The 24,082-nt window shown below is 70.7% G+C and carries 25 protein-coding genes; 9 read left to right on the forward strand and 16 right to left on the reverse strand.

All coding sequences use genetic code 11. The features are described 5' to 3' along the window. Positions 1-81: 81 nt before the first annotated feature. Together MMF93_RS33790 and MMF93_RS32280 are read left to right on the forward strand one after the other, a co-directional pair. Positions 82-2,448 carry a DnaB-like helicase C-terminal domain-containing protein gene (locus MMF93_RS33790; RefSeq protein WP_423835563.1) on the forward strand — a complete coding sequence of 789 codons (2,367 nt, stop codon included), beginning with the start codon at positions 82-84 and terminating at the stop codon, positions 2,446-2,448. Continuing rightward, a complete protein-coding gene (locus MMF93_RS32280; RefSeq protein ID WP_242756783.1) occupies positions 2,449-3,039 on the forward strand; it encodes a transcriptional regulator in 591 nt (196 codons plus the stop codon). A 574-nt stretch (positions 3,040-3,613) separates the two neighbouring features. Here the strand turns inward: MMF93_RS32280 and MMF93_RS32285 are convergent. Then, entirely contained in the window at positions 3,614-4,216 is a 603-nt protein-coding gene (locus tag MMF93_RS32285; RefSeq protein ID WP_242756785.1) for a YdcF family protein, read from the reverse strand. 159 nt (positions 4,217-4,375) lie between these two features. Here MMF93_RS32285 and MMF93_RS32290 point away from each other — a divergent pair, with 159 nt between their 5' ends. Together MMF93_RS32290 and MMF93_RS32295 are read left to right on the forward strand one after the other, a co-directional pair. Further along, positions 4,376-4,669: an ArsR/SmtB family transcription factor gene (locus MMF93_RS32290; RefSeq protein ID WP_242756787.1), complete on the forward strand. Its 294-nt coding sequence runs from the start codon at positions 4,376-4,378 to the stop codon at positions 4,667-4,669. Continuing rightward, a complete protein-coding gene (locus MMF93_RS32295; RefSeq protein ID WP_242756789.1) occupies positions 4,666-5,052 on the forward strand; it encodes a VOC family protein in 387 nt (128 codons plus the stop codon). The genes MMF93_RS32290 and MMF93_RS32295 overlap by 4 nt, the downstream gene beginning before the upstream one ends. Before the next feature lie 113 nt (positions 5,053-5,165). Here the strand turns inward: MMF93_RS32295 and MMF93_RS32300 are convergent, their stop codons facing one another. Beyond that, a complete protein-coding gene (locus MMF93_RS32300; RefSeq protein ID WP_242756791.1) occupies positions 5,166-5,795 on the reverse strand; it encodes a hypothetical protein in 630 nt (209 codons plus the stop codon). A gap of 459 nt (positions 5,796-6,254) precedes the next feature. After that, positions 6,255-7,229 carry an RNA polymerase sigma factor SigJ gene (gene sigJ, locus MMF93_RS32310; protein WP_242756793.1) on the reverse strand — a complete coding sequence of 325 codons (975 nt, stop codon included), beginning with the start codon at positions 7,227-7,229 and terminating at the stop codon, positions 6,255-6,257. 155 nt (positions 7,230-7,384) lie between these two features. Between sigJ and wrbA the strand changes: the two genes are divergently transcribed. Beyond that, a complete protein-coding gene (wrbA, locus tag MMF93_RS32315) occupies positions 7,385-7,996 on the forward strand; it encodes an NAD(P)H:quinone oxidoreductase (RefSeq protein WP_242756795.1) in 612 nt (203 codons plus the stop codon). A gap of 319 nt (positions 7,997-8,315) precedes the next feature. Then, positions 8,316-9,257 carry a class A beta-lactamase gene (gene bla / locus MMF93_RS32320; protein ID WP_242756797.1) on the forward strand — a complete coding sequence of 314 codons (942 nt, stop codon included), beginning with the start codon at positions 8,316-8,318 and terminating at the stop codon, positions 9,255-9,257. 38 nt (positions 9,258-9,295) lie between these two features. Here the strand turns inward: bla and MMF93_RS32325 are convergent, their stop codons facing one another. The 3 genes from MMF93_RS32325 to nsrR all read right to left on the reverse strand — a co-directional run bounded on the left by MMF93_RS32325 (position 9,296) and on the right by nsrR (position 11,099). After that, entirely contained in the window at positions 9,296-9,625 is a 330-nt protein-coding gene (locus MMF93_RS32325; protein ID WP_242756799.1) for a hypothetical protein, read from the reverse strand. A 324-nt stretch (positions 9,626-9,949) separates the two neighbouring features. Then, positions 9,950-10,378 (reverse strand): hypothetical protein, encoded by a 429-nt coding sequence (locus MMF93_RS32330; protein ID WP_242756801.1) that lies wholly within the window; start codon positions 10,376-10,378, stop codon positions 9,950-9,952. A 280-nt stretch (positions 10,379-10,658) separates the two neighbouring features. After that, positions 10,659-11,099: a nitric oxide-sensing transcriptional repressor NsrR gene (gene nsrR, locus MMF93_RS32335; RefSeq protein ID WP_242756803.1), complete on the reverse strand. Its 441-nt coding sequence runs from the start codon at positions 11,097-11,099 to the stop codon at positions 10,659-10,661. 162 nt (positions 11,100-11,261) lie between these two features. Here nsrR and MMF93_RS32340 point away from each other — a divergent pair, with 162 nt between their 5' ends. Next, positions 11,262-11,684, forward strand: a complete 423-nt coding sequence (locus MMF93_RS32340) for a cupin domain-containing protein (RefSeq protein ID WP_242756805.1) — start codon at positions 11,262-11,264, stop codon at positions 11,682-11,684. Positions 11,685-11,840: 156 nt separating this feature from the next. Here MMF93_RS32340 and MMF93_RS32345 read toward each other — a convergent pair whose 3' ends face one another. Both MMF93_RS32345 and MMF93_RS32350 read right to left on the reverse strand, forming a co-directional pair. Then, a complete protein-coding gene (locus MMF93_RS32345; protein WP_242756807.1) occupies positions 11,841-12,641 on the reverse strand; it encodes a VOC family protein in 801 nt (266 codons plus the stop codon). A gap of 127 nt (positions 12,642-12,768) precedes the next feature. Beyond that, a complete protein-coding gene (locus tag MMF93_RS32350; protein ID WP_242756809.1) occupies positions 12,769-13,203 on the reverse strand; it encodes an Rrf2 family transcriptional regulator in 435 nt (144 codons plus the stop codon). 128 nt (positions 13,204-13,331) lie between these two features. Here MMF93_RS32350 and MMF93_RS32355 point away from each other — a divergent pair, with 128 nt between their 5' ends. Beyond that, the gene (locus tag MMF93_RS32355; protein ID WP_242756811.1) at positions 13,332-14,087 is read left to right on the forward strand and encodes an SDR family NAD(P)-dependent oxidoreductase; all 756 of its coding nucleotides are present in this window, start codon (positions 13,332-13,334) and stop codon (positions 14,085-14,087) included. Positions 14,088-14,441: 354 nt separating this feature from the next. Here the strand turns inward: MMF93_RS32355 and MMF93_RS32360 are convergent, their stop codons facing one another. Further along, on the reverse strand, positions 14,442-15,062 hold the full coding sequence (locus MMF93_RS32360) for a DUF3592 domain-containing protein (RefSeq protein ID WP_242756813.1): 621 nt from the start codon (positions 15,060-15,062) through the stop codon (positions 14,442-14,444). 242 nt (positions 15,063-15,304) lie between these two features. On the opposite strand from MMF93_RS32360, the gene MMF93_RS32365 reads away from it, so the two are divergent. After that, positions 15,305-16,003 carry a ribonuclease H family protein gene (locus MMF93_RS32365; protein ID WP_242756816.1) on the forward strand — a complete coding sequence of 233 codons (699 nt, stop codon included), beginning with the start codon at positions 15,305-15,307 and terminating at the stop codon, positions 16,001-16,003. Between the two features lie 121 nt (positions 16,004-16,124). Here MMF93_RS32365 and MMF93_RS32370 read toward each other — a convergent pair whose 3' ends face one another. From MMF93_RS32370 to MMF93_RS32400, 7 genes are all read right to left on the reverse strand, one after another. Continuing rightward, the gene (locus tag MMF93_RS32370) at positions 16,125-17,414 is read right to left on the reverse strand and encodes a cytochrome P450 (protein ID WP_242756818.1); all 1,290 of its coding nucleotides are present in this window, start codon (positions 17,412-17,414) and stop codon (positions 16,125-16,127) included. Between the two features lie 73 nt (positions 17,415-17,487). Next, entirely contained in the window at positions 17,488-18,492 is a 1,005-nt protein-coding gene (locus MMF93_RS32375) for an extracellular solute-binding protein (RefSeq protein WP_242756820.1), read from the reverse strand. A gap of 2 nt (positions 18,493-18,494) precedes the next feature. Then, a complete protein-coding gene (locus tag MMF93_RS32380) occupies positions 18,495-19,001 on the reverse strand; it encodes a LeuD/DmdB family oxidoreductase small subunit (RefSeq protein ID WP_242756823.1) in 507 nt (168 codons plus the stop codon). Next, positions 18,998-20,272: a 3-isopropylmalate dehydratase large subunit gene (locus tag MMF93_RS32385; protein WP_242756825.1), complete on the reverse strand. Its 1,275-nt coding sequence runs from the start codon at positions 20,270-20,272 to the stop codon at positions 18,998-19,000. The genes MMF93_RS32380 and MMF93_RS32385 overlap by 4 nt, the downstream gene beginning before the upstream one ends. After that, complete coding sequence (locus tag MMF93_RS32390) at positions 20,269-21,519, reverse strand: LeuA family protein (RefSeq protein ID WP_242756827.1); 1,251 nt, start codon at positions 21,517-21,519, stop codon at positions 20,269-20,271. Before MMF93_RS32390 ends, MMF93_RS32385 begins: the two co-directional genes overlap by 4 nt. Then, the gene (locus MMF93_RS32395) at positions 21,516-22,976 is read right to left on the reverse strand and encodes an acyl-CoA reductase (protein ID WP_242756829.1); all 1,461 of its coding nucleotides are present in this window, start codon (positions 22,974-22,976) and stop codon (positions 21,516-21,518) included. Before MMF93_RS32395 ends, MMF93_RS32390 begins: the two co-directional genes overlap by 4 nt. Continuing rightward, positions 22,969-24,063, reverse strand: a complete 1,095-nt coding sequence (locus MMF93_RS32400) for a LuxE/PaaK family acyltransferase (protein ID WP_242756831.1) — start codon at positions 24,061-24,063, stop codon at positions 22,969-22,971. The genes MMF93_RS32395 and MMF93_RS32400 overlap by 8 nt, the downstream gene beginning before the upstream one ends. Between the last annotated feature and the right edge of the window lie 19 nt (positions 24,064-24,082).

A 24,082-nucleotide genomic window follows, 5' to 3' on the forward strand; every position in this document is an offset into this window, starting at 1 on the left:
AGCCGACGCGTATGTATCAAACGTGCAGCTTCACTGTGACCACATGGGTAGGATGAGGTTCCGCTCGAAGGGGAGGCTGCCATGGACCTGACGCTCTCGCAGGCTCGTGAGCAGTGGAGCGAGGCGGTCGAGCGGCTCCGGCACCGGGAGGAGACCGTCCTGGTCAATACCAAGAGCCGGCAGGCCGCGGTCATGCGCCGGCTGGAGGGCGCCGGACCGGCCGGACCGGTGTGGTCGAGCACGAAGGCGCGGCAGGAACTGGGCGCTCTCGTGGCCGCGGCGCAGCACGAACCACAGGTGCTGACCGTGGGCGGAAGGCCGGCCGCCACCGTCTCCCACCACGCCCCGCCCGGCAACGAGTCGCCGCAGTCCGACACCGCTCGCGGGGTCACCGGCCTCGGTGACGTTCTCGACGGCCTGCTGGGGGCCGAGCCGGCGGCGACGGGCCTGTCCACGGGTGTCGCGTCGCTGGACCGGGCGTCCGGCGGGCTGGCGCGCGGCAGCCTCACCCTGGTGGTCGCTCCCCCGAACGCGGGTGGCAGCCTCGTACCGCTGCAGGCGGCGCGCGCGGCGGCCTTCGATCCCGTCCAGCCGCTGCCCGTCCTGTACGCGCTCTCAGGTGTGCCGCTGCAGGTGGCGGCCCGGCGCCTGATCGCCGCCGAAGCCACAGTGCCGTACGCGCAGTTCGCCGCCGGCACCCTCACCGCCGAGCAGCGTCAGGCCGTGCTCGACGCGGACGGCAGGCTGCGTGCCGCGCCGCTGGCCTTCACCCGCCCCCAGCCGACCGCGCAGGGCATCGCCGAAGAGGCCTCCCGGATCGAGGGCCTGGGCCTGGTCGTGGTGGACCGGCTCCAGCACACCCGCACGGACGGCACTCCGCTCTCCGGCCGGGGCCTGCCCACCGCGGTGAAGGCCCTCGCCCGCCTGGCCGTGGAGCGGCAGGTCGCGGTCGTCGTCCTGATGGACACGGACGACGCCCAGTTGGTGGCGCAACTGGAGGCGGACCGCACCCTGCATCTGACTCGCCCCCACGACGGCAGCACCGCCCGTATCACCGTCACCGCTCGCGACCTGGGTGCGCTGGCCGCCGTCGAGGTGGGGCTGGACATGACCCACCTGCGCGTCCTCGACCAGCCCGCCCCCTCCGTTCCGGCACCCGCGTCCGTCCCCGCACCCGCGCCCGCGCCGCTTTCCGCGTCCTCCTCCATCACGGACGTGGCTGCGATGCCGAGTACGGGGAGTACCGCGTCCACGAACGCGGGCACCGCGGCGCTTCTGTCCGCGGGCACCGCCGCGAGGAACCACACCACCCGGCGTCCGCCGGCCGGCTCCACCGGCCCCGGGCAGGCAGCGTCCGGCGCCGGTCACTCCCCGGGCCTGCGTCAGGCGGCTGTGCACAAGGACGGTGGCAAGGTCGGCGAACTGGTCGACCGCATCGAAGGCAAAGTCGGTGTCGTCCTGACGGACGCCGGGGGAGAGGTCGCGGAAGCGATCACCGCGTTGAAGAAGACAGCCATCCCCGACGTCATGGCCCTGCTGGAGGAGAGCCGCGCCGGGGGACGCTACGACTTCCGCAACTACCCCGACCTGCCCGACATCCTGCACAAGCGCGGCCGCCAGGACGCCGACGACATCTGGGAGGCCCGCCCCCGCTGGACCGCACCGCCCCACGTCCTCGACCCGCTCGCCGACCAGGCTCTGACGGTGACGGCGCTCGACATCAACGGCGCCTACCTCAGCGCGCTCAAGGCCCACCTGCCCATCGGCCAGCTCGAACACCACCTCGGCCCGGACGACGGCGGTCCCGCGCACGACACCAAGCGCTCTGGCGTTCACCTGATCACCCCGCCTGACTGGGAACACCCGCGACTGCCGAACCCGATCGGCGACCGTGAGGAGCCGGGCCGGATCTGGGTCACCGAGTCGACGCTCCGCCTGCTTCTGCGCCTCTCCGGCCCGAAGGCGGGGCTGTGCGAGCGGCCGCTGATCCACGAGTCCTGGACCTCGGGTTCCACCGAGCAGCTCCTGGAGACACTGCGCAGGGCGCTGGTGCAGGTGCGTACCCGCGCCCTGGCCGCGGACTCGGCCGCGGGCGAGGTGGCGTACGAGTACGTGAAGGCGATGTACTCCAAGCTCGTCTCCACGATGGGGGAGTCGAACTACAACCGGGACCTGTACCGGCAGGACTGGATGCACATCATCCGCTCCCAGGCCTTCGCGAACCTGTGGCGCAAGGCATGGGCGGCCGATCAGGCCGGCCTCACCGTCGTACGGATGAGGGGCACCGACGAACTCCACGTCGCCGGCGACTGGCGCCGGGCACGAGCGGCGGGCAAGGACACGCCGCTGTTGCCCGAAGGACGCGAAGTCACCGAGGTCAAGCCCAAGCAGACCTACCGGCTCGAGAGGGTCGCAGAGGGCAGTTACCGCGAGCGGGAGGTGGGCTGAGTGCCCGAACGCGCCCTCGACTTCGGCCTCTACGGCGCCCAGGGGCGAAAAAGCGCTCAGCTCGCGTCCGACGTTCTTGACCGCCTCGCGCTGGAGGGAGGCATCCGCTCCCCGGTCACCACGCGGCGCGGGTTCACCGCACGGTTGCACTACCTCACCAACTCGCCCGCCGGATACCAGGCGATGAGGGACGCGGGCATCACGGTGGTCCGCGGGACGCTGCGCAGGTGGCTCTCGCACCAGCAGACCCCCAGCCCCGGCAATCTGGCCCTGATCGACACCGCCTACCGCGCCTACCGGCGGCGCAACGTGGCCCGCCACCTGCTGCGCCGTCTCAACGCGCGCGGCGGTACCCGGGTGGAGATCCAGCCTCTTGATCAGACCGCCGTGGCCGACCCACGCAGGCGGGTCATCGAAACCGACCGGTCCGGCTTCCGGCGACTGCGCATCCGCAACTGGGACGGGATCGTCGACGCCTGGGTCGCCGGGGACGACGAAGGGCTCGCCGATGCGTGGGACAGTTGGCTGACCGACCTGGGCTCGCAGTGGGGCCAGTACGAGTACGCCACCTCCGTCGGCTTCTCAGCCTGACGCCTGGCGCCCGGTGCCTGACGCCCCGTGCCTGACGCGTGGCGCGTGACGCGTGACACCAGGCGGTGACGGTGACGGCCGCGGTCCCGGTGTCCTGCCCGCACGGGTTCCGCCTGGGGCGATGAACGTCCTTCCGACGCGACTACGGGGTCTAACGTGCTCGCATGAGCGCACCTGTCGCGGGTACGGCCGCCGGTGTGCCGTTCACCGCTCTGCCACCGGCCGGAAACGGCGCCGCGCCACTGGTCTTCACCCGGCACATGGTGGACGCGCCGAGGCCGGATGCCGCGTTCGCCGCCGCGTTGCCGATGCACGGCCTGCCCGTGTGGCGGGTGCACCTGGCTGTCCGGATGCGCTCGGTCGTCGACCTGTTCCCGGGCGACTGCTCGTATGACGCCGAGTCGGAGGAGGCCGTCGACAGTCTGGACTTCGTCGCGAACCGTCGACAGTCTGGACTTCGTCGCGAAGGTGGGCGACGCGCGCGGCTGCCCGGTCGCGGTGCCACCGGTTGTTCCGCGCCTGGTGGCGGCGGTTCACGAAGCACCCTCGGTGACGCCGGCGCGGCAGCAGCTGTCTACGGCAAGGCTTTCCGCTCCGTGGCTGTGAGGCCGCGGAGCGTCCATAGTCCGTACAGACCCAGCAGCGGCTTGCCGACCATCCACTCGCCAGGACGGTAGTCGTCCGCTCGCACGAGCCGCTCGGCAAGATCAGGCCGCTGCCGCCGCAGGTACGCGCGGGCTTTGAGCGCGTGGGCCGGCTGGGAGGCGATTTTGATGCGGTCGACATTCTCGAGCAGCGGGATCACGTTCGTGATGTTCTCCCATGTCGTCGCGCTCTGGTCTTCGACAAGCACCGTGCCGTCGAACGTGAGCACCGACTCCGCGTAGTCAGCCATCAGCCGGGCTTCCGCGATGGAGTTGCCGACCGCACCCCCGCTGAAGATCAGACGAGTGCCTCGCGCGTCCCCGGCGGTGACGGAGCGCACTCCAGCACGGACGCGCCAGCGGTTGACGAAGTTCACCCTCGGCCGAGGGTTCCGGTAGCCCAGCACGACCACGGCTTCGGACGCGCCCCCGCCGTGCCTCCTCACCAGGGCGCGGGACCAGCGCCGGTTCACCCACTCACCCCAGGCCAGGGCCGCGACACCGGCTACGGCCAACCCTGTCCTTCGTCGCATGCGGCCGACTCTAGGCCACTGTGAGCACTGCGGTGTCCGATCCGCCGCTGTCGCCGATTACGGCGATCGAGTGGTCGGGCAGGGCGTGTCCTCATCGGCCGGCCGGCGGAGCAGCACCGGGTTTGATAGGCAAGCTCCTGCTTGCCTATCGTGTGGGGCATGGCAGAGGATGTCTTCAAGGCGCTGGCCGATCCCACCCGCCGGCACATCCTTGACGAGCTGACGGAGCGGGACGGTCAGACCCTGTTCGAGATCTGCGCACGGCTGGTGACCAAGCACGGTCTCAAGCTGTCCCGTCAGGCGATCAGCCAGCATCTGGCGGTGCTGGAATCCGCGGGCCTGGTCCACTCGCGGCGCCAGGGCCGCTACAAGTTCCACGACCTGAACACCGAACCCCTTGAGTGCATCGTCACCCGATGGCTCAGGCCCGACGCACCGGGAGAGCACCTGTGAAGATCCACCTCACCAGCGTCTTCGTCGATGACCAGGAGCAGGCTCTGCGCTTCTACACCGAGGTGCTGGGTTTCGTGACGAAGCACGACGTTCCGATGGGCTCCGACCGGTGGCTGACCGTGGTCTCGCCGGAGGACCCCGAAGGGACCGAGTTGCTGCTCGAACCGTCCGGTCACCCCGCGGTCCAGCCGTACAAGACGGCGCTGGTCCACGACGGGATCCCGGCCGCGTCCTTCGCCGTGGACGACGTGCAAGCGGAATGCGAGCGGCTGCGCGGGCTCGGTGTGCGCTTCACCCAGGAGCCGCTGGAGATGGGGCCGGTCACCACAGCGGTCCTGGACGACACCGTCGGCAACCTGATCCAGATCATGCACAGCAGGTGAGGCCCGCGGACACTGCCGAGGGCCGCGGGCCCGCACCGTGCCGAGGCCTTTGACGCCGGAGCGGAGGCCCTCGGCACGGTTGCCTGCCACCAGGCGGGCCGAAGTCGGGGTAGTCAGCCTATGTCGATCGCGAAGTCGGTCACATACCAGGCATCGTCGATCTTCGAGGACGTCATGTTGACGTCCAGCTGCCCTTCTTTCACGCCGGACGAGTTGGACACGATGACCTTGTCCAGGCTCTTTCCGTCGATGGTGACCTTGTCGGCCGGGACCACCGCCTTGCCACCGGTGGCCGGGGTCTTGGCGACCTCCACCTGAGGGTCGCTGGGCGGCGGCTTGGGTGAGAACGACGCGCGGAACCTTCCGAGGTTCTCCCGCATCTTGCGCACCTCGGGATCGTCACTGTTGCACCTCGACGGGGAGCCGACCTTCGCGGGCGAGGAACCGGACGCCGGCTCCGCCATCACCAGGCACGCCTTCTTCGGCTGCCCCTTGACGATTGCGGTGACCCACGCGGCGACCGCCGCCTCTGCCGAGGACTGGCGGGTGTTCGAGGCCGGCGGCGTCGCCGCGTCGTCCTTCTTCTCCTCCTTGGGACGGTCCGCGGACGAACCGTCCGCGGCCGGCTTCTTCTCACCGGAATCCGAGTCGCTCGAACACCCGGTGACCCCCACGACCATCGCCGTCAGCGCGGCACCGGCTATCCAACCGACGGGCCTCTTCCGGTAATTGTCTGTCTTCACCCTGGTAATCCTTCTCATCTGCTCATTGCGTAACAGGCGCCATATATGTCATATGCGTCGGTGCGCTCTCGAAGCCTTCCCGACCGAGACATCACACCAGACATGCAAACGGACGGTGCGGCGAAACGGTTTCATGCCCAGGCCATGCCCGCCCGGAAGACAGAGGCGCACGTGGCGCGCCCCTACCCTGCGCACAGGGCCTCACGCCCGGGCACCGTCTCACGGCGGAGCTCTCGGACGGCGGGCTGGGCAGTCCGGGCGCCTCGGCCGCTTCTAGCTGCGCCGCGCTGAACCCGCCGAAGGTCTCCTCACGAACAGCGCGCTCACGCGGCGCACCGCCTGGGTGGTCGGACCGTCTTCGGGTGCGGAGTAGCACCGCAGCGGCTTTACGTGGAGGAGCTGGACCAGCCCGGGGCGGTGATGGCCCGGTGGCGGTGAGGCGGCGCGACGCGGAGGGCGTCAGCCTGCCGCGTCGCCACCCTCCTCGGGAAGGGATGAACCCGCCCGCCACAGCCGCAGCTTGTCGGGGTTGAGCACCGACCAGATCTGCGTGATCCGGTCACCCGCGATGTCGAACGCCAGCACGGAGACGGCGACACCGTCCCACTTCGCGACCAGCCCCGGCTGACCGTTGACCGTGCTCTCCAGAAGCGTCAGGTCGGGCACCACCTCGATCCGGCCCACGAAGAAGCGCGCGACCTCCTCGGCGCCTTCGACCGGGCGGAGCAGAGCGGGCACGAGTCCGCCGCCGTCGCCGGTCGCCGTGGCCTCGGGAGCCAGCAGGCCGATCAGAGCGTCGATGTCCTTGGCCTCCCACGCCTGCTTGAACGCCCTGACGGTGTCGGCGCGCCGGGTGGCGGGGGCGGTGAGGGACGGCGACGTGCGGATGCGGCGGCGCGCCGACGAGGCCAGCTGCCGGCAGGCCGTCGGTGTCCGGCCGACGATCGTGGCCACCTCGGCGAAGGAATAGCGGAAGACGTCGTGCAGGATGAACGCGACACGCTCGGCCGGGGTCATCAGTTCGAGCACGACGAGAAAGGCCATGTTGATCGACTCGTCGAGGGTGACCCGGTCCGCCGGGTCGGCCGTGGTGCCGCCGTCCCACCGCCCGCTGACCCACTCCGTGCCCGTGGGCAGCGGTTCCGGGACCCACTCGCCCACGTACCGCTCCCGCCTGGCCCGCGCCGAGCCGAGCTGGTCGAGGCAGATCCGGCTGGCGACCGTCGTCAGCCAGCCACCGGGCGACTCGATGGCATCCCGCTCCCGGGCCGGCATGGCGTACCAGCGGGTGTAGGTCTCCTGTACGACATCCTCGGCCTCGGTCAGCGAGCCGAGGAGCCGGTAGGTGAGGTTGATCAGCTGGTGCCGCTCGCTCATGAGCGCGCTCAGACCCGGATCGGGCCGGTCCCGCTCGGCCCCTGATGGCTTGGTCATGGTCCCGCCGGCTCCCTCGGTCGCTCCGTCCCCGTCGCTCAGCCCGATGAGACGCCCCGGCGAAAGACAAGGTGGGCACGCCGCCTCACATTTCGCAGGGCTGCGTCGTCGTAACGGGTGAAGGAACACTATCCCGATGACGAGGAAAGGTATCGATGTCGGAATTCGTGAACGTTTCGATCATTTACTACAGCAGCACGGGCAACGTGTACTCCTTGGCGCAGGCAGCCGTCGAGGGCGCGGAGAAGGCCGGTGCGCAGGTCAGGCTGCGCAAGGTCGCGGAAACCACTCCGCAGGAGGTCATCGACACCAGGGACGAGTGGGTCCAGCACCTCCAGGACACCGCTGACGTCGCCGAGGTGCACCTCGATGACGTGGAGTGGGCCGATGTGGTGCTCTTCGGCACTCCCACTCGCTTCGGCAACCCGGCCAGCCAACTGCGCGTGTTCATGGAGACCACCGGCCCCCTGTGGTTCCAGGGCAACCTCGCGGGCAAGGTGTACTCGGCCTTCACCGCCTCCAACACCCCGCACGGCGGTCAGGAGTCCACCATCCTGGCGCTGGCGAACACGTTCTACCACTGGGGCGGCATCATCGTGCCCCCCGGCTACACCGACCCCGTCCAGTTCCAGTCGGGCAACCCCTACGGAACCTCCCACGTGGCCGGAGAGGGTGCACCCGGGGATGTGACCCTGCAGGCGGCACGCCACCAGGCCCGCCGCGCCGTCGAGATAGCGGCCGCGATCAAGGCGGGGTCCACCGCCTGACCTCTCGGCGGCACTTCCGGGTCGGGCACGGTTCGCTTGCGAGCGCTCGTCGTCGTCGGTTGTCTACCGTCGCCGGCTGTCCGCCGGACGGCTGTCGTCAGCGGTGGCGCTTCGGCGCCTGGGCCGTGAGCCGGCAGTGTCCGCCCGTGCGCTTGAACACGTGGTGACCGCACCGGGATTCGCGCTCCCTCGGTCTCCTGCCGGAGGGCAATCCATGCTGGGGGAGGGGCGCATGCGGGCAGGGACTCATGCCCGAACGGCATCAACAGCAGCGTTCTCGTCTTTGCCCGTGAGGGGCGCGCCCAGCAGGATGCCGCGCATGCGATCGATGAAGAAGCGGGCCACGCTGCTCGCGGTGCCCGTGCTCGTGGCCGGTCTGATCAGCGGATGCGGTGAGGAGCGCTCCACCCCCGCCGAGTCGTCGGCGGGGGCCTCCGCGACACCGTCCGCCTCCGCCGGCGCGAGCACCCCGGCACGCGTCACCAAAGCGCTGGCGACACTGAAGAAGCGGCACGACCGCAGGCTCGGCCTGTACATGAGGGACACCGGCTCCGGCCGTACGGTGACGTACCACGCGGATGAGCGGTTCGGGTTCTGTTCCACCGCCAAAGTCCTCCAGGCCGCGGCGCTGCTGGAGCACGCCGACGAAGCGGAACTGAACCAGGTGATCACGTACGAGCGCGACGACCTGCAGGACTACGCGCCGATCACCAGGAAACACCTGGACACCGGGATGTCGGTGCGCGCCTTGCTGAAGGCCGCACTCCAGTACAGCGACAACACGGCGGCGAATCTGCTCTTCGAGCAACTCGGTGGCCCCGCGGGGCTGCAGCGAAAGATGCGCGGCCTGGGCGACAGGACCAGCGTGTTCGACCGCACCGAGCCGGACCTCAACGACACGCCGCCCGGCACCACGCGCGACACCAGCACACCCCGTGCGCTGGGTCAGGACCTGCGACGCTTCCTGCTCGACGACGCCCTGGCCCCGGACCGGCGCGAGCTGCTGGCGACCTGGATGCGCGGCAACACCACAGGCGACGACCTCATCCGTGCCGGTGTCCCCTCCGGTTGGAAGGTCGCCGACAAGACGGGATCCGGCCTCACCTACGGCACGCAGAACGACATCGCGGTGGCCTGGCGCCCGCACGGAGCGCCGGTGATCATCGCGCTGATGTCCCGCGGCGACGACGAGGACTCAGCGTCGGACAAGGCCCTCTTGGCGGAGGCCACCAAAGCGGCCCTCCCCGGCCTCGCGCGCTGAGGCACCCGCCGTCCGCCTCGCCGACGAGGGAAAGTGCCTTACTCGCCCCCGCGCGTCAGGCAGTCGTAGGCGTACTCGGCCGTCCCGTCTCCTGTCCACCGCACGGTGCTCGTGCCGTGCGCGGGGATCGACACGCACTGGGGGCTCGTGCCGGAGCTCAACCGGACGGAACCGCTGATCTCCACACCGCAGTCGTTGCGCAGGGAGGCCCAGCCAGGGCCCTGGCCGGTCAGCTCGGCGCAGGCACCGAGGACGTGGGGCTCGCCCGTCCCGGCAGCCGGCCCGACCGCTGCGGCGGCGTGAGCAGGTACGACGATCAACGCGGCGCCGGCCGCCAGCACACCCGCGGCGCGCGGCAGTCGAAACATGGGTCCTCCCCGTGAGCAGTGCGGCAGCAGGCGTCCTCGACCGGCCCGCACCCCCCCGGCCACGCCCTCACCGGCGGCCGTTTCGACCGCAGCACACACCTGCGGTACGGCATCGGTCACCTGGTCCTGATCTTTGCCCACCACACACCCCACCGCAAGCCCCATCCCGTCACTCGCGTCACCCAACACGTCGTGCGGCAGCTCCCGTTGGGGTGTCGCGCCGGTGGGTATGGTGCGCTTCGTCTTCGGCCGCCTGCTCGCATCCGGCCCCCGCGGGGAAGTCGGGGATACCGGGGCGCGAGGCCGACGCGCTCGTGCCCGTGCTCAGGCCGCGAGCACGCCGCAGCCCAGCACGAGGAGCGCGGCGACCTTGGCCACCTCGCACGCCACGTAGACGAGATGGGCGTGGGATCGCGGGAGGGTTTCCCCCGCGAGCACCCTGTCGGACCGGCGGCTGAGACGGGGCCGGACCACGGCGAGTTGCACGACCAGCACGGCGGCGGCCGCCGCGGTCGCGACGCCCGCCGTCACGGAGGGGGCACCGGTCGCGATCGCCGTGATCACGACGAGGGCCAGTACGACCTCCACCGCGTTGAGGGCACGGAAGACGAGCCGGCCGATGCCCAGCCCGACGGGCACGGTCACGCCGGGGGCCCGGAACTTCAACGGTGCCTCCAGAAAGGAGATCGCCAGCACCATCCCGAGCCAGAGAAAGGTGACCGCGGTGACCACCGCGGCTGACGTGGAGTCCATCGGCGTTCGCCGTCCTTCGGTCAGGGGTGAGTTTCCGGAAGGTCACCGGCGCGTCCGCGTGGGTGGCGGAGCGTCCGGTTCGCGTGCGTCGGGGCTTCACCTGGGTCGTGGACATCGTGGGCGTCGTGGGCTTCCCGTGCGTCGTACGGCGCACGCGCCGTCCAACTCATGTGCGCCATACGGCTCGTGTGCCCCGTCAACCTCATGCGCGTCGTCCGGATCACGTGCGTCGCCCTGTTCCCGTGCGTGTGGGTCCGCTCGGCGGGTGCGCGCCCGTACGTCATGAGGACCGGCCCACCAGTCCGACGAGCACCGGACCCGTGGGCGGTGCCACCAGGTCGGCGACGGTGAGCGGTTCGAGGGAGGAGTAGAACGCCTCCTGCGCGTCGCGCAGCGCACGGCGGAGACGGCACGCGCCGTGAAGGGGGCACGGCTGCTCACCTTCGCAGGTGACGACCTCGCCCTCGCCCTCCAGCTCCCGCACCAGCCAGCCGACGGAAACGCGTCGCCCGAGCCCGGTCAACTCAAGGCCGCCGCCGCGGCCTCGGCGGGCCTCGACCACGCCGAGGTGCTGCAACCTGGTGATCGCCTTCGCCATGTGCGTGTACGGCACGCTCATCATTTCAGCCACATCGCGGGTGGCCAGGGGCCCGCCCTGCTCGTTGACCGCCAGGCGCATCACGGCGCGCAACGCCAGGTCGGTGAATCTCGTCAGCCGCACGCGAGGACGTTAGCAAATACGCATGCTAGATTCCTATTAAAAGGCGAGCCGTCGACCGCGTGGGCTTCGTCACGCCCGCCGGATCCGCGACCCGCCTCCTCCCCGCGTAGCCACAGGGGCGGTGAGGGCCCCCACAGCACAGACATCGGACGGTGACACCTCATGGCGGATGCAGACACGGGCTCCCACCCCTCGAACGTCCCGGTGCCGATGCCGCTGTGCGACGTCGTAGGGCTCGCCGCCGAGGAGGACGCAGGGGCCGGGGCGGTGTGGCGGCTGACGGAACCGGGGCGCCAACTGGACGCCAACCTCGTGCACGTACCGGCCGGCAGGCACATCGAGACCCACGTCGAACCTGATGTGGACGTGCTCCTCCTCGTCGTGCGCGGGACCGGCACTCTCGGCACGGCGCAAGAGCCCCAGCCCCTGCGCGAGGGCGGCCTGATGTGGCTTCCCCACGGCTCCAGCCGCAGCGTCACCGCAGGCGAGGACGGCATGTCCTACCTGACGGTGCATCGCCGCCGTCCGGGTATGCGGATCCGTGGGCACGCCGGTGACTCCTCAACGGGCGCAGCGCCGCGTTAGGCACTGTCCGGCGGGCCGCTACCCGCCTGGAGGAGGCCGAGTGCCTGCATCGCCTCGCGTCCGACGCGCGAGAGCTCGGGGAGGAAGGAGCCGGCCTCCACGAGGTGTGCCGCTTCGCCGGATTGGCCTGCCGCCGCGACGAGTGCGGCCACCTGCTCAGACGTGACTATGCACGTTGATGACACTTCCGTCGGGTGCCTGAACAAAGAAACGCCGGATCCCCCATGGCTCCGTGGTCAGGGGATAGACCACCTGGTACCCCTGGCGCTCGGCTGCGGCGTACGCGGCGTCAACATCCTCGACTTCGACCGCCAGAGCCGACTGGGAGGTATGAGGGTCCCATGAGTCCGCGGCAGGGGAGACCAGAGTCATCTGTGCCGTCGGATTACCCGGCGAGGCCAACATCAAGAAGCCCGGCTCGTCCATACGCACGTCCATCCCCAGGAAGTCGCTGTAGAAGCTTCGGCTCTCCTCGATGTCCTGGGTGACGACGTTGGGCATGATGCGACGGATCGTCATGCTCGCACTGTAGTCGAGAACCGCTCCAACAAAGTGCTCCAACCGAGAGCCCACCGAGTTGCCTTGGCGCCCGGCCGGGCCTGCCTTGGGGGCGGTCATGAGAGGGACGCCGCTGCCGGGGTGCGTGGTCAGGCGCAGCGAGCACAGGCTGCGGCGCGGGAAGGCGCTGTTGCCCGAAGCGGAGCGCAGGGACATCTGGGTCGCGCCGATGACGACACCGGCCGGGATCGGCACGAAGGCCAGCGCGTCGCCGACCTGCCGGGCCATGACCGGACCGGCGGCCCGCCGCACGGCGGCGAGAATGCGCTGGTAGTCCGGCCGAAGGGTGATCTCCTCCACGCCTGGGGTGCGGTGCGCGATCAGCATGACCGCACGTCCACCCACCTGCCCGGGCGCCGGCGCGACAGAGGCGCGTTCGTCGGCAAGCTGTTCACTCATCCGCTCAAGAACCCGCTCCGCGACGGCGAGCTCGTCCTGCTCGGCCCGCGCCTTCGCCAGTTGCCAGGCTATTCACTGGCCTGGGCACCGATGGAGATCTTGGTGATGTCAGGGCGTAACGGAGAGGCTAGCGAGGTGCCGCGAGGACGTCCCGGAGTACGTGCGCGAGCGTGACGCGGGCCAGCTCTTGTCTCAGGGTCTCCTCGATGCCCTCGTAGATGCCCCGCATCACCGGCTGGATGCCGTAACCCACCACGCATCCCTGGTCCGGGGTGGCGCGGTGCATCGAGAACAGCGGGCCGGGTTCCACGGCCTCGTACACGTCGAGCAGGGTCATCGACTCCAGCTCGCGCGCCAGCGACCAGCCCGCGCCCGCGCCCCGCCGGGACTCCACGAGCCCGGCCGTGCGCAGCTCGCCGAGCAGCCGCCTGATCACCACGGGGTTGGTGTTCGCGCTGGTCGCGATCTGCTCGGAGGTGGCGACCTCATGGCCCTGGCGCTGATAGAGACCGATCCAGGCCAGCGCGTGGGCTGCAATGGTCAGCCTGCTGTTGGCGCTCATGCACCCCTCCTCTCGGCCGCAACGCTTCATGTTACGACAGCGCGGTCGTAACAGTGTAGGTTGCGACCAATGGTCGTAACAGCTAACGTTACGACCGCTGGGAAGGGTCAATCAACGAGGTGAGAAGAATGAGCAAGCCACTCACGGGCAAGGTCGCCTTGGTCACCGGGGGGTCGCGCGGGCTGGGAGCCGCGACCGTACGGCTGCTGGCCGAGCAGGGCGCCGACGTCGCCTTCACCTACGTCAGCTCCGAGAAGCAGGCGCAGGCTGTCGTCGACGAGGTGCGCGGCAAGGGAGCCAAGGCCGTCGCCTTCCAGTCCGACCAGGCGGACACGAGCCGGGCGCCGGCGCTGATCGACGACGTGGTCGCGCACTTCGGCGGCCTGGACATCCTCGTCAACAATGCGGCGATCTCGGTGGAGCAGGGCCGCACGGTGGACGACCCGGACGCCGACACCGCCGCACTGGACCGGATGCACGCCACCAACTACCTCGGCGTGATCGCCGTCATCCGGGCCGCCTCCCGAGTGCTGCGCACGGGCGGCCGCATCATCACGGTGAGTTCCGGACTGGGCTCCCGGGTCGGCGTCCCGGGCGTTGCCGACTACTCGGCGACCAAGTCAGGCGTCGAGAGGTACACCATGGGGGTCGCACGGGACCTCGGGCCCCGCGACATCACGGCCAACGTCGTGGAAGCCGGACTGATGGACAGCCGCATGCAACCGCCGGACCCCGACACCCTCAAGGCCCTGCTCAGCTCGCTGTCCCTGCAACGCATGGGGCACCCCGACGAAATCGCCGCGGCGATCGCCTTCCTGGCGAGCCCCGCCGCGTCGTACGTCACGGGCGCGGTACTGGACGCCCACGGCGGCTACAACGCCTGAACCCGAACCCCTGCCGCGCGCCCCGAAGGACATCGCGTCTTCGGGGCGCGCGCCGCCGACGACCCGCGACACGGCGTACGGCTCGAAGGCTGTGCGCGGTGCGCTGCGACGCCGCTGCATCCAGGCGCTGATCTCCCGCAAGGGCTCCCTGAACACCAGGGGCTCCGCACGCCTCAAGAAGACCGGATAGTGATCGCGTTACGAGCTGTGAGGAGAGCGGCTCATGACGAACGAGGTTCTCCGCGGACTGCCGCCCACGCCGGGAGTGAGTCCCCCGAGTACGGGTCACGCCCACCCTTCGACCTGCGCCTTCAAGGTGGTGGAAGCTCACTTGATGACGTCGGACCTATGCGTCTAGGGAGAGGGGGTCCACCGCGGGGCGGTCTCGGTCCATTCCTTTTCCCACGCTGCCAGGTTGCGGCGCTGCACGCCGTGGTCGACCAGCGCGTGGACCGCGGCGGCGACGAGAGGGACGGGGGCGGCTGCGAGCAGAGCCCGGGCGAGTACGCGCCGGTGGATGTGCGCCCGGGTCATGGGCGGGCCGGCGACTGATCCGTCCTCGTCCACCCAGATCCGTACCCGGGCGCCTGCCGGGAGGCCGGGGCTCACCTCGGCCCGCCCGGTGCGCTGTTCCCCACCGGATGCGGCGTACCGCACCGTGACCGTGTACCGGGTCTCCTTCGCCTCGTCCGACCCCGGTTCCGGGTGGGCCGGCGCGTCGTGGACGAGGACCGCGGGCGTCAGGTGGCGGGAGCGTGCCTGTGCCTCCGCCGTGTGCCGCAGTTGCTGATGCGCGGCGCGGCCGGCCAGGAGAACGGTGGCGGCGGTGGCCGAGAGCGTGGCCACCAGCAGACCCAGCCCGATCCAGGCCTGCAACCGGTCGGTGGGGCGCCGCAGCGGGTTGCGCCGCCACCTCCAGCCCACGGTGCGGCGTGGTGGGGGAGGAGGCTGGGCGAACGGGATGTCGCCGGTCATCTCAAGGCCCTCCTGGTGTGGAGCGGTTCGTCGGTGAGGGGGCGTGCGCGGGTCCGGGGCGCGAGGCGAGGTTGGGGCGACGCCTCGACGCACGGAGCCGACCCTCCCGCCAGCCTGGCCGACCCGGGCGGAAACGCCCATGGAGCGCAGCGCCCATATCCGCGGAGGGGAGGCACCCATCGGCCTGCCGCCCTCGTCCGAGGGGCGTGTCCGGGCTCGGCACGGCCTGGCATGATCGGGGGATGCCAGAACGAATGGTCGCGGCCTGTGACGGTGCCGCCAAGATCAATCCGGGTCCCGCGGGCTGGGCCTGGGTGCTCGCCGACCCCGCGGGCACCCCGCAGCGCTGGGAGTCGGGCCCGCTGGGCCGTACGACGAACAACGTGGCCGAGCTCACCGCGCTCGCGGAGCTTCTGGAGGCCACCGACCCCGCGGTGCCGCTGGAGGTCCGGATGGACTCGCAGTACGCGATGAACGCGGTCACCAAGTGGATCGCGGGGTGGAAACGCAACGGCTGGCTGACCGCGTCGAAGAAGCCCGTGGCCAACAAGGACCTGGTCGTCCGTATCGACGCCCTCCTCGAAGGCCGCGACGTGGTCTTCGAGCACGTCCTGGCCCACCAGGTGAACGGCGATCCGCTCAACGCGATCGCGGACGCCGCCGCCAGCACCGCGGCCACCGAGCAGGCCCCCGCCGGTACGGCACACGGCGCCACCGGCGTCCCGCAGCCGAGCCCCGCGACCGAGGACAAACCGCGCGCGACGCGCTCGCGCAAGGCGCGGACGTCCCGCCGGCCGGGCGGCGGAGCGGGGCCGGTGATCAAGGCCAAGTTCCCCGGTCGTTGCGGCCACTGCAAGTCCCGCTACGAGGTGGGCGAGGAGATCGGCAGGGTCGCTTCGGGCTGGGGCCATCGGGCCTGCCGCGACGGCGCCCCCGTGTAGCGGTGGCGCAGGCGGGGTGAGGGCGTGGGCGGCGGCGGCCGGTCGGGGCCGTGACCGGGCGGGTCCGCCGCCTTCGGCGTGGGACCGCGGGGAGGCGGACCCGACCCGTCAGGCGCCCTCCTCAGCGCTCCAGGAGGAGAGCCGTCGGGATCATGAGGTTGATGCTGGGTTCGTACGCGACCCGCTGGTCCGGCACGAGGCGCAGGCCGGGGTGCCGCCGCATCAGCAGATCGAGGCCGACCCGCGCGACGGTCCTGGCGAGGTAGGAGCCGAGGCAGTAGTGGAGCCCCTGGGAGAAGTGGAGGCTGCCGGCGAGGTTCGTCCGGGAGGGGTCGAAGACCCCGGGGTCGGGGAACCGGCTCTCGTCGTAGTCCGCGGACGACACCATGGCCCAGATGACCGATCCCGCGGGAATGCGCGTCCCGGCCACGTCCACGTCGGCCGTGGTCGTCCTGAAGACGCCGAGTCCGATACCTGAGCGCCTGAGCGCCTCGTTGAAGGCGTTGTCGAACAGGGACGGGTCGGCCCGGACGCTCTCCCAGTGCCGTGGGTCGCGCAGCAGCTCACGGCAGAGGTTGACGATCACGAAACCGGCCGGGCGGATCCCCGCCGCGAGGACGTCGAAACTGATCAGGCTGATGAGTTCCGCGTCGGTGTAGTCGGCTTCCCCCTTCGCCACGAGCTGGAGGAGGTGGCTGATCAGCCCGTCCCGCGGGGTCCTCCGGCACTGGTCGATGACCTCGGCGAGGTAGGCCTCGAGTTCCTGTACGTCCTGCGCGTAGCCCGGCTGCCGCTCGACCGGCGGATTACCGAAGAAGAACCCGTTGACCGCTTCGTGGTACCGCATGATCCTGCCGTGGTCCGCCGGAGGGAGGCCCGCGAGATCGATGATCACCCGGCTGGCGACGGGCCGCGCGAACGACTCGACGAGGTCGAGGGGAGAGCCCTCGGGCATCTCGTCGAGGCAGCGGGTCATGATGTCACGTATGCGGCTCTCGCGGCGGATCATGGCCTTGGCGGAGAAGTACTTGGCCACCGGGCCGCGCAGGCGATCGTGCGCGGGGCGGCCGTCGAAGGCCAGATTCGGTGCGGCGAAGGTGTGTGTCTTCTCCAGTACGGTACGGATCCCGTCGGGGAAGCTCGAGAGGATGATCGGCCTGGTGGAGGACGAGAAGCGGTCCGCGTCCTTGAGTATCGCCAGGACGTCGTCGTACCGGGAGACGATCCACATGTGGAACGGCTCGCTGTAGAAGACGGGGGACCTCTCGCGGGCCGTCTCGAACTGCTGGTAGAGGTCGGCGAAGCCGGGTGTGGCGAACGGGTTGAAGCCTGCCCCGTTCGGACCGAACGGGCAGCCTCCTGCGGGGGGCGGGGAGCCGGTGTCCATGGCGGCTCCCTCGTTCTCGGACATGGTGTTCCTCTCCAATGAGCCGTTCGGCACCGCGCCTGGCCTGTCTCGAAGCGGTGCGGTGCGCACGCGGTGGTCAGCCGAAGATCTCGGCGAACCTCTTCTCCCACTCCGGTTGCTGTGCGGCCTTGACGCTTTCCGGGATGTGCAGAATCCCGTGGAAGTCGTCGGCGTGCGCGGGAAGATCGGGGCGTTGCAGCATCTCGGGGACGCCGGCGGCCGGGTGCACGGGCATGACTCCGAGCTGCCGGCACCAGTCCCGTTGCACGTCCGGGCGCAGTGCGAAGGCGATGTACCGCATGGCGACGTCGCGCACGGTGTCCGGGATTCCGCGCGGAATCCACAGCGCGTCGGTGGTGTCCGCGGTTCCCTCGGCCGGCACGCACCATCCGACGGGCAGGTCGGACTGGAAGGCGAGGACGTTGGGCAGGGCGCGGAAACACAGGTCGAGGTGGCGCGCGCGCAACCGCTCCTCCATGCCGATGCTGTACTCGAGCTCGGCGACCTGAGGACGAAGACGTCGCAGGAAACTCCAGCACGCCTCCATGTCCGCCGGGATGTCCTCGACGTGTCCGCCTTCCAGCGTCTGGGCGAGGGCGTGCAGGCCGTTTCCGTGCGGGTAGAGGGCGATTCTGCCGCGATGCCGTTCGTCGAGGAGGATGTGCCAGGAACGCGGCTCCCCTCCGGGGAAGGCCTCCTGGTGGTAGCCCAGCACGTAGTACACGACGTAGGGGTGGACCACCGACCGTGCCGGGGCACCGTCGGGCCGGGCCCGGCCCCTGAGCGCGTCCAGGACCGGCATGCGGGCACGGTCCAGGGGCACGCAGTGGCCGGCGAGCGCGGCGTTGAGCGCGGGGACCGAGTTGGACCAGACGACGTCGACGGGCGGGCGCCGCCCGGTGTGCAGGGCATCCAGCAAGGAGGGCGCCAGCGCGAGCCCGACGTGCTGTTCGTGCTGCACCCGTACACCGCAGGCTCGCTCGAAGGGGCGTGAGACGGCGCTGCGCAGGGCGCTGCCCCACCGCCCGCCCCAGGTCTGCACGCGCAGGACCGTGTCCCGGGCCTCTGATGCCGCGCGCACGGTCACGCACCTCGCTCGGGCCGGGAGTCGGGCAGCAGGGCGAGCAGACCGCCCGCCTGCCAGATGCGCTGGACGAACCGTCCGGGTGGATCCAGAGGGATCTCCGTACCCTCCTCGGTCGTCATCCGTGCCTGTCCCGGGTCGACTTCCACCACCTGGCCGGGGCGCAGCGCCTGAAGGTCCCGCGCGCGGGCGGGGGTGAGGCAGGGGAGGCCGTTGTTCGTGCAGTTGCGGAAGAAGATCCGGGCGAAGTCGACCGCGATGAGGGCACCGATCCCGTTCAGCTTGAGCGACCTGACCGACGTCTCGCGGCTGGAGCCGCAGCCGAAGTTGTGCCCGCCGACGAGTACGTCCCCCGGGCGGAGGCTGGGCTGGATCTCGGGGTCGAGGCCGTGGAAGAGCCCGGCCCTCACCTTCTCCTCGTCGAGGCTGAAGAACTGCGGAGGGTGGATCACATCGGTGTTGAGGTCGTCGCCGAACAGCCATACCCGGCCCGTGATCGTGGTCATGATCCGGTGCCCCCTGCCTCGTACAGATCAGGCCCGATGTGTCCGGCGCGCGCCGCGCGCGCCACGGTGCGGGCGCTCGCCAGGTAGGTGCGGCTCTCCCAGTGGCCCATGCGGCCGCGGAAGTTGCGGTTCGAGGTGGAGACGCACACGTCGTCGGCGCCCAGCACACCCTTGTCGATGCCCCCGCACGGACCGCAGCTCGAATGGTCGAAGACGGCACCCGCCTCCGTCAGCGTGGTCACATAGCCCGCCCGCAGCGCCTGCTGGAAGACGTGCACCGAGGCGGGTATGACGACGAACCGGACGTCAGGGTGCACGGTCTTGCCGTCGAGCTCCTCCGCCGCGTCGCGGATGTCGGTGATGCGGCCGCTGGAGCAGGACCCCAGAAAGGCGACCGACACGGGCCTCGTTTCGATGTCCTGGACAGCCACCACATTCCCGGGCGACCATGGCTTCGCGATCCGAGGGGTCAGCGCGGACAGGTCGAGGTCCACGGTGTGTTCGTACAGTGCGTCGGGATCCGGCGCGACCAGGGCGGGCCGGCGGCCGTCACGTGCGGCGCAGTACTCGGCCGTCACGTCGTCGGGCACGAAGACGCCGAACTTGGCGCCGAGTTCCACCGCCATGTTGGAGATCGCGAAGCGGTCGTCCTGGCCGAGAGGACGGTCCGCGAGGTCGTGGAACTCCAGGGAACGGTACCGCGCGCCGCTCTCGCCCAGCAGGCGTAGCAACTCCAGGACGACGTCCCGTCCGTTGCAGAGCTCGCCGAGCGAGCCGTGGAAGTCGACCCGCACGGTGGCGGGGCGCTGCATCCACGTCGTCCCGGTGGCGAGGGCGTAGAGGATGTCGGTGGAGCCCATGCCCGTCGCACACGCGCCGAGGCCGCCTGCCATGACCGTGTGGCTGTCGGCCCCGACGATCAGGCTGCCGGGTGTGCACAGCGGGTTCTCCACGAGCAGCTGGTGACAGATGCCGCGATCCAGCATGAGGTGGGTGACGTTCCGCTTCCGGGCGAAGCGCAGGAAGGTGTTGGAGATGTCGGCGCGCTCGATGGTCGCCGGCGGGGAGAAGTGGTCGTTGGTGAAGATGACCCGCTCGCGGTCCCAGATCTGCAGGCCGCGGCGCTCGAACTCGTCCACCAGCAGCGCGATGGTGGCGTCGTGGCCGAGGAGCGCGTCCACCCGCACCTCGCGGTAGACCCCGGTGTCGGCGGGGTCGACGGTGTGCGCGTCGATGATCTTGTCGCTGATGGTGCGCCCGCCGGCGTTCACCGTCCCACCTGCCCCTCCGAAGGACGGTGGCCGCGGTACCGCTCGATCAGCTCCGCCGCGTCGTACCCCGACAGCAGCGTGCGGTACACCGCCTGGAGGTCCGCGTGGGCCTGCCGGTGCGCGGCCTTGTCCCGCCGCTCGACCGCCTCCCTGACCTCGCCGAGGGCGCGCGCCACCAGAGCGTCGTCGCACGGCACGCCGACGGAGGTGAGAAGGTGGCGCACCAGCGAGGTGCCGCTGTGTTTGCCCAGCACGAACTCGCTGCTGCGACCCGCCCAGGCGGCCGGCAGGAACTCGTAGCTGCGGCTGTCCTTGAGCATCGCGTCGACGTGCACTCCTGACTCGTGCCGGAAGACGTTGAACCCGGTCACCGGCTTGATGGGGCTCGTGGCGACACCGCTCGCCCGTTCCACGTCGGCGGCGAGCGAGGGCAGCGCCAACGGGTCGACGCCGTGCTCGACCCCGTACAGGTGGGTCAGGCCGGCCACGCACTCGGCCAGATCGGCGTTGCCGGCGCGTTCGCCGAGCCCGTTGACCGTGCAGGTGATCGCCTTGGCCCCGGCACCGACCGCTGCGAGGGTGTTCGCCGCCGCCAGCCCGAAGTCGTTGTGGTTGTGGGTGCACAGCGTCGTCCCGGGCCCGAGGGCGTCCGCGAGAGAGCGGATCAGGTGGTGCATCCCGGCCGGGTGGGCGCACCCGGTGGTGTCGGCCAGCACCAGACGGTGCAGCGGGACGTGCCGGCGCAGCTCCTCGGCTGTGTCGATCAGCGTCCGCGGGTCGGAGCGCGTCGCGTCCTCGAAGACCAGATTGACGGTCAGACCGTGAGTGGCGGCCGCCTCCGCCCCCGACCTGAAGACGGTCGTGGCCCGGTCGCGGGTGATACCGAGGGTTTCCTTGAGCCGCAGGTCGCTGGTCGGCATGAACAGGAACACCTCGTCCGCATGGGATTTCGCCGCGGCGGCGACATCCTGTGCCAGGGGGCGGGCGGTCGCCGCGATCGAGGCGCTGAGTCCGAGCTCGTGCAGGGCCTGCAGGGCCTCCAGCTCGCTGCCGGACGAGGCGGGGAAGCCGGCGTCCAGGGCCGAGACGCCCGCGTCCGACAGGGCGGTGGCCAGCCGCAGCTTCTCCTCGGTGGTGAACCAGACGCCGGGTGCCTGCTCACCGTCGCGCAGTGTGCAGTCGATGACCTCCACCGAAGCCGGCAGGTGAGGGTGGAGCTCTTTCGCCTTGAGTGTGGTGTCCGTCATGCTTGCGTCACTTCATCCTTCGCTGGGGTCTTCGCGCGGTGCCGCACTTGCGGGTGCATCTCGATGTCGCACCAGCGCAGCAGCAGGGACAGGCAGGGCATGCCGTCGTGTCTCCAGACGACGCTCGGTCCCGCCATCCGTCCGGGTTCGCTGATCCTGCTGGCGCCGAGCCGCCCGAGTGCGGACGCCAACGTCCAGAACCGGTCTCCGGTCGCGCCGAGTCCGATGTTCTGCAGCCGGGCGGCGAGGGGGCGCAGCTCGCCCAGGATGTGCCGCGTGTCGCGCACCGGCACCACGCCGACCGTACGGTTTCCCGCGCCCTGGACGGAGAGCAGGTCCGGGGCGAGGGTGACCGTCCAGTCCAGGCCCGGGGAGCGCCAGAAGCCGCCCCCGGGACTGTTCGCCGCTGCCCATGCCATGTTTGCCCGGCGCAGTTGCAGTGCCGCCGCGTCCGTCGAGGGCAACAGCCCCAGCGGGCAGTCCGCCGCGTACTCGGCCATCGCGCGCGCCAGCGCCTCGGCGACGTCCCGCGGGCCCGGGTCGCGGCTTTCGACGAGGTAGGCCTGGGGGGCCACGCAGGCGTGCTGGTTGAAGGTGGAGACGTCCTCGGCGACGCGCCCGGCCACCTCGCGCAGTCCGACATCGGCGAGGTAGTCGCCGGTGAGCACACCCACCGAGACCTTGTGGCCGTGCTCGACGTAGCGCTGGTGCGGCCGCAGGTGGGCACGGACGGCCGCGCACGCGTCGTCGCCGCCGTAGGCGATCACGGCGTCGGCCTGCTCCATCGCGCTGCGCAGCGTGGCCGCGTCCTGGCTCGGCCAGTAGGTGACGACCACGGCGTCGGCCAGCGCGGGGTCCACCTCCGCGAGGGAGCGCAGGAAGTGCACGGCGAACGTGGGCTCACCGCTGGCGACCTTGAGGATCACCGCTGACTTGACCAGCAGAGCGCGCACGAGGGAAAGCGCAGGCAGCCCGGGGACGTTCCCGCTGCACACCGCCATGGTCACGCGCGGTCCCAGCGCCATGGTGTGTCCGCCGAGCTCTCGGTCCGCCGTGAACCCGTCCAGAACACCGGGGTCGCCGAGTTCCCGCCGAAGGACGCGGTACAGCGTGTGCGCGCGGTAGTTGGACAGCTCGACGTCGAGGCCGTGGTCCACCGCCTGCGCCGAGAACCCCGTCGCGGCGACGATGTCGGCCCGGGCCCGCACCCGGTGGGGGAAGCCGTGGTCCGCCCACCGGGAACACGTACGGTCGAACGCCTCGACGATCCGGTCCACCGGCATCGCGCGCAGCGACTCGTGGGCCGCGCGCAGCCCCTCTCCCAAGCCCTGCCACCGCCCAGGAGCGGGCCTCAGACCGTAGTACCGCCCGCCCGGGTCGTCGCCGACGGCCGCACGCTCCAGGCTGCCGGGATCGGCCCACGACGGCAGCCACGACACGCAACGCGGCTCAGCCATGACCGCCCCGCCCCGCCGTGACCTGGTCGAGAGCCAGTGAGCAGCCCCGCTGACGCGCCTTGGCCACGCGGCCCGTGACCGCCACCCCCGCCGGGTGCGCGAGGCCCCAGTCTCCCGTGAGCAGCGCGCAGGGCCGGTCCAGCACGCACAGATCGACCACCTCCAGCAGCCCGGCGCCACGTGGGAGGAGGCTCAGATCATCCGGCGCGCGCACCTGTGCCCGTACGAACGGTTCGGACGCTTTGGGCCGCTCGCCCAGGGGACCGACGGGCGTGTCCCGCCCGTCGTAGAGCTGACTGGCCAGCTCCGTCATGCCGAACAGGTTGCAGTGACCCCACGGTTCGATTCCGAACACCCGCGCGGCCATGGCCCGTGTCTCCTCGACGCTCACCCGCCGGTCCCGCTTGTGGCCGCCGGCGTCCACCAGGCGCGAACCGGAAGGCAGCCGCCAGGACTCTCCCTCTTCTCGCAACGACTGGCACAGGTTGACGAAGACCGAGGTCGCGCCGATGAGCACCACAGGGCGTTCCTCCGCCACCGCGTGGCCGAGCAGCCGGCGCACGGCGTGCCGATCCACCCCGGAACCGTCCAGCACGCAGGAGCTGAGCCGCGCGTGTCCGAACCGGCGGGCGATCAGCTCCATCCCATGGGCCATGATCATGCCGGGGGCCGCCTTTTCGGACGGGACCAGCCGGATCACGGCAGGTTCCGCCAGGCCGCGCAGGAGATGCGTTTCCGCGTTCCGCACGATGGACGTCTCCATGAGCTCCATGCCGCGCGGCGTGTAGGCGACCCGTCCCGTGCCGGTGCCCGTCGTGTTGCTGGTCTCGAAGACCCGCACCGGTTCCCGGTCGGGGAACAGGTAGGGCGGGCTCGCCTTGTAGGCGCTGTCGGGGATCCCCACGCCGTCCTCGTGGCGGTCCCAGTAGGCGGCGGTCGCCGCGGAGTTCGTCCGCGCGAGCAGGCGCAGGCGCGACTCCACCTGGTGCGCGTCCACGGCGTCTCCGGTCACGAGGCGGCCGATGTCCTCATACAGCTCGTCGACGAACGTGTCGCGATAAGCGATGCGCTTCGTCGCGCAGTGCACTGACACAGTGTGTTCCCCC

It is taken from the genome of Streptomyces tubbatahanensis, from assembly GCF_022699385.1.
Lineage (GTDB): Bacteria > Actinomycetota > Actinomycetes > Streptomycetales > Streptomycetaceae > Streptomyces > Streptomyces diacarni.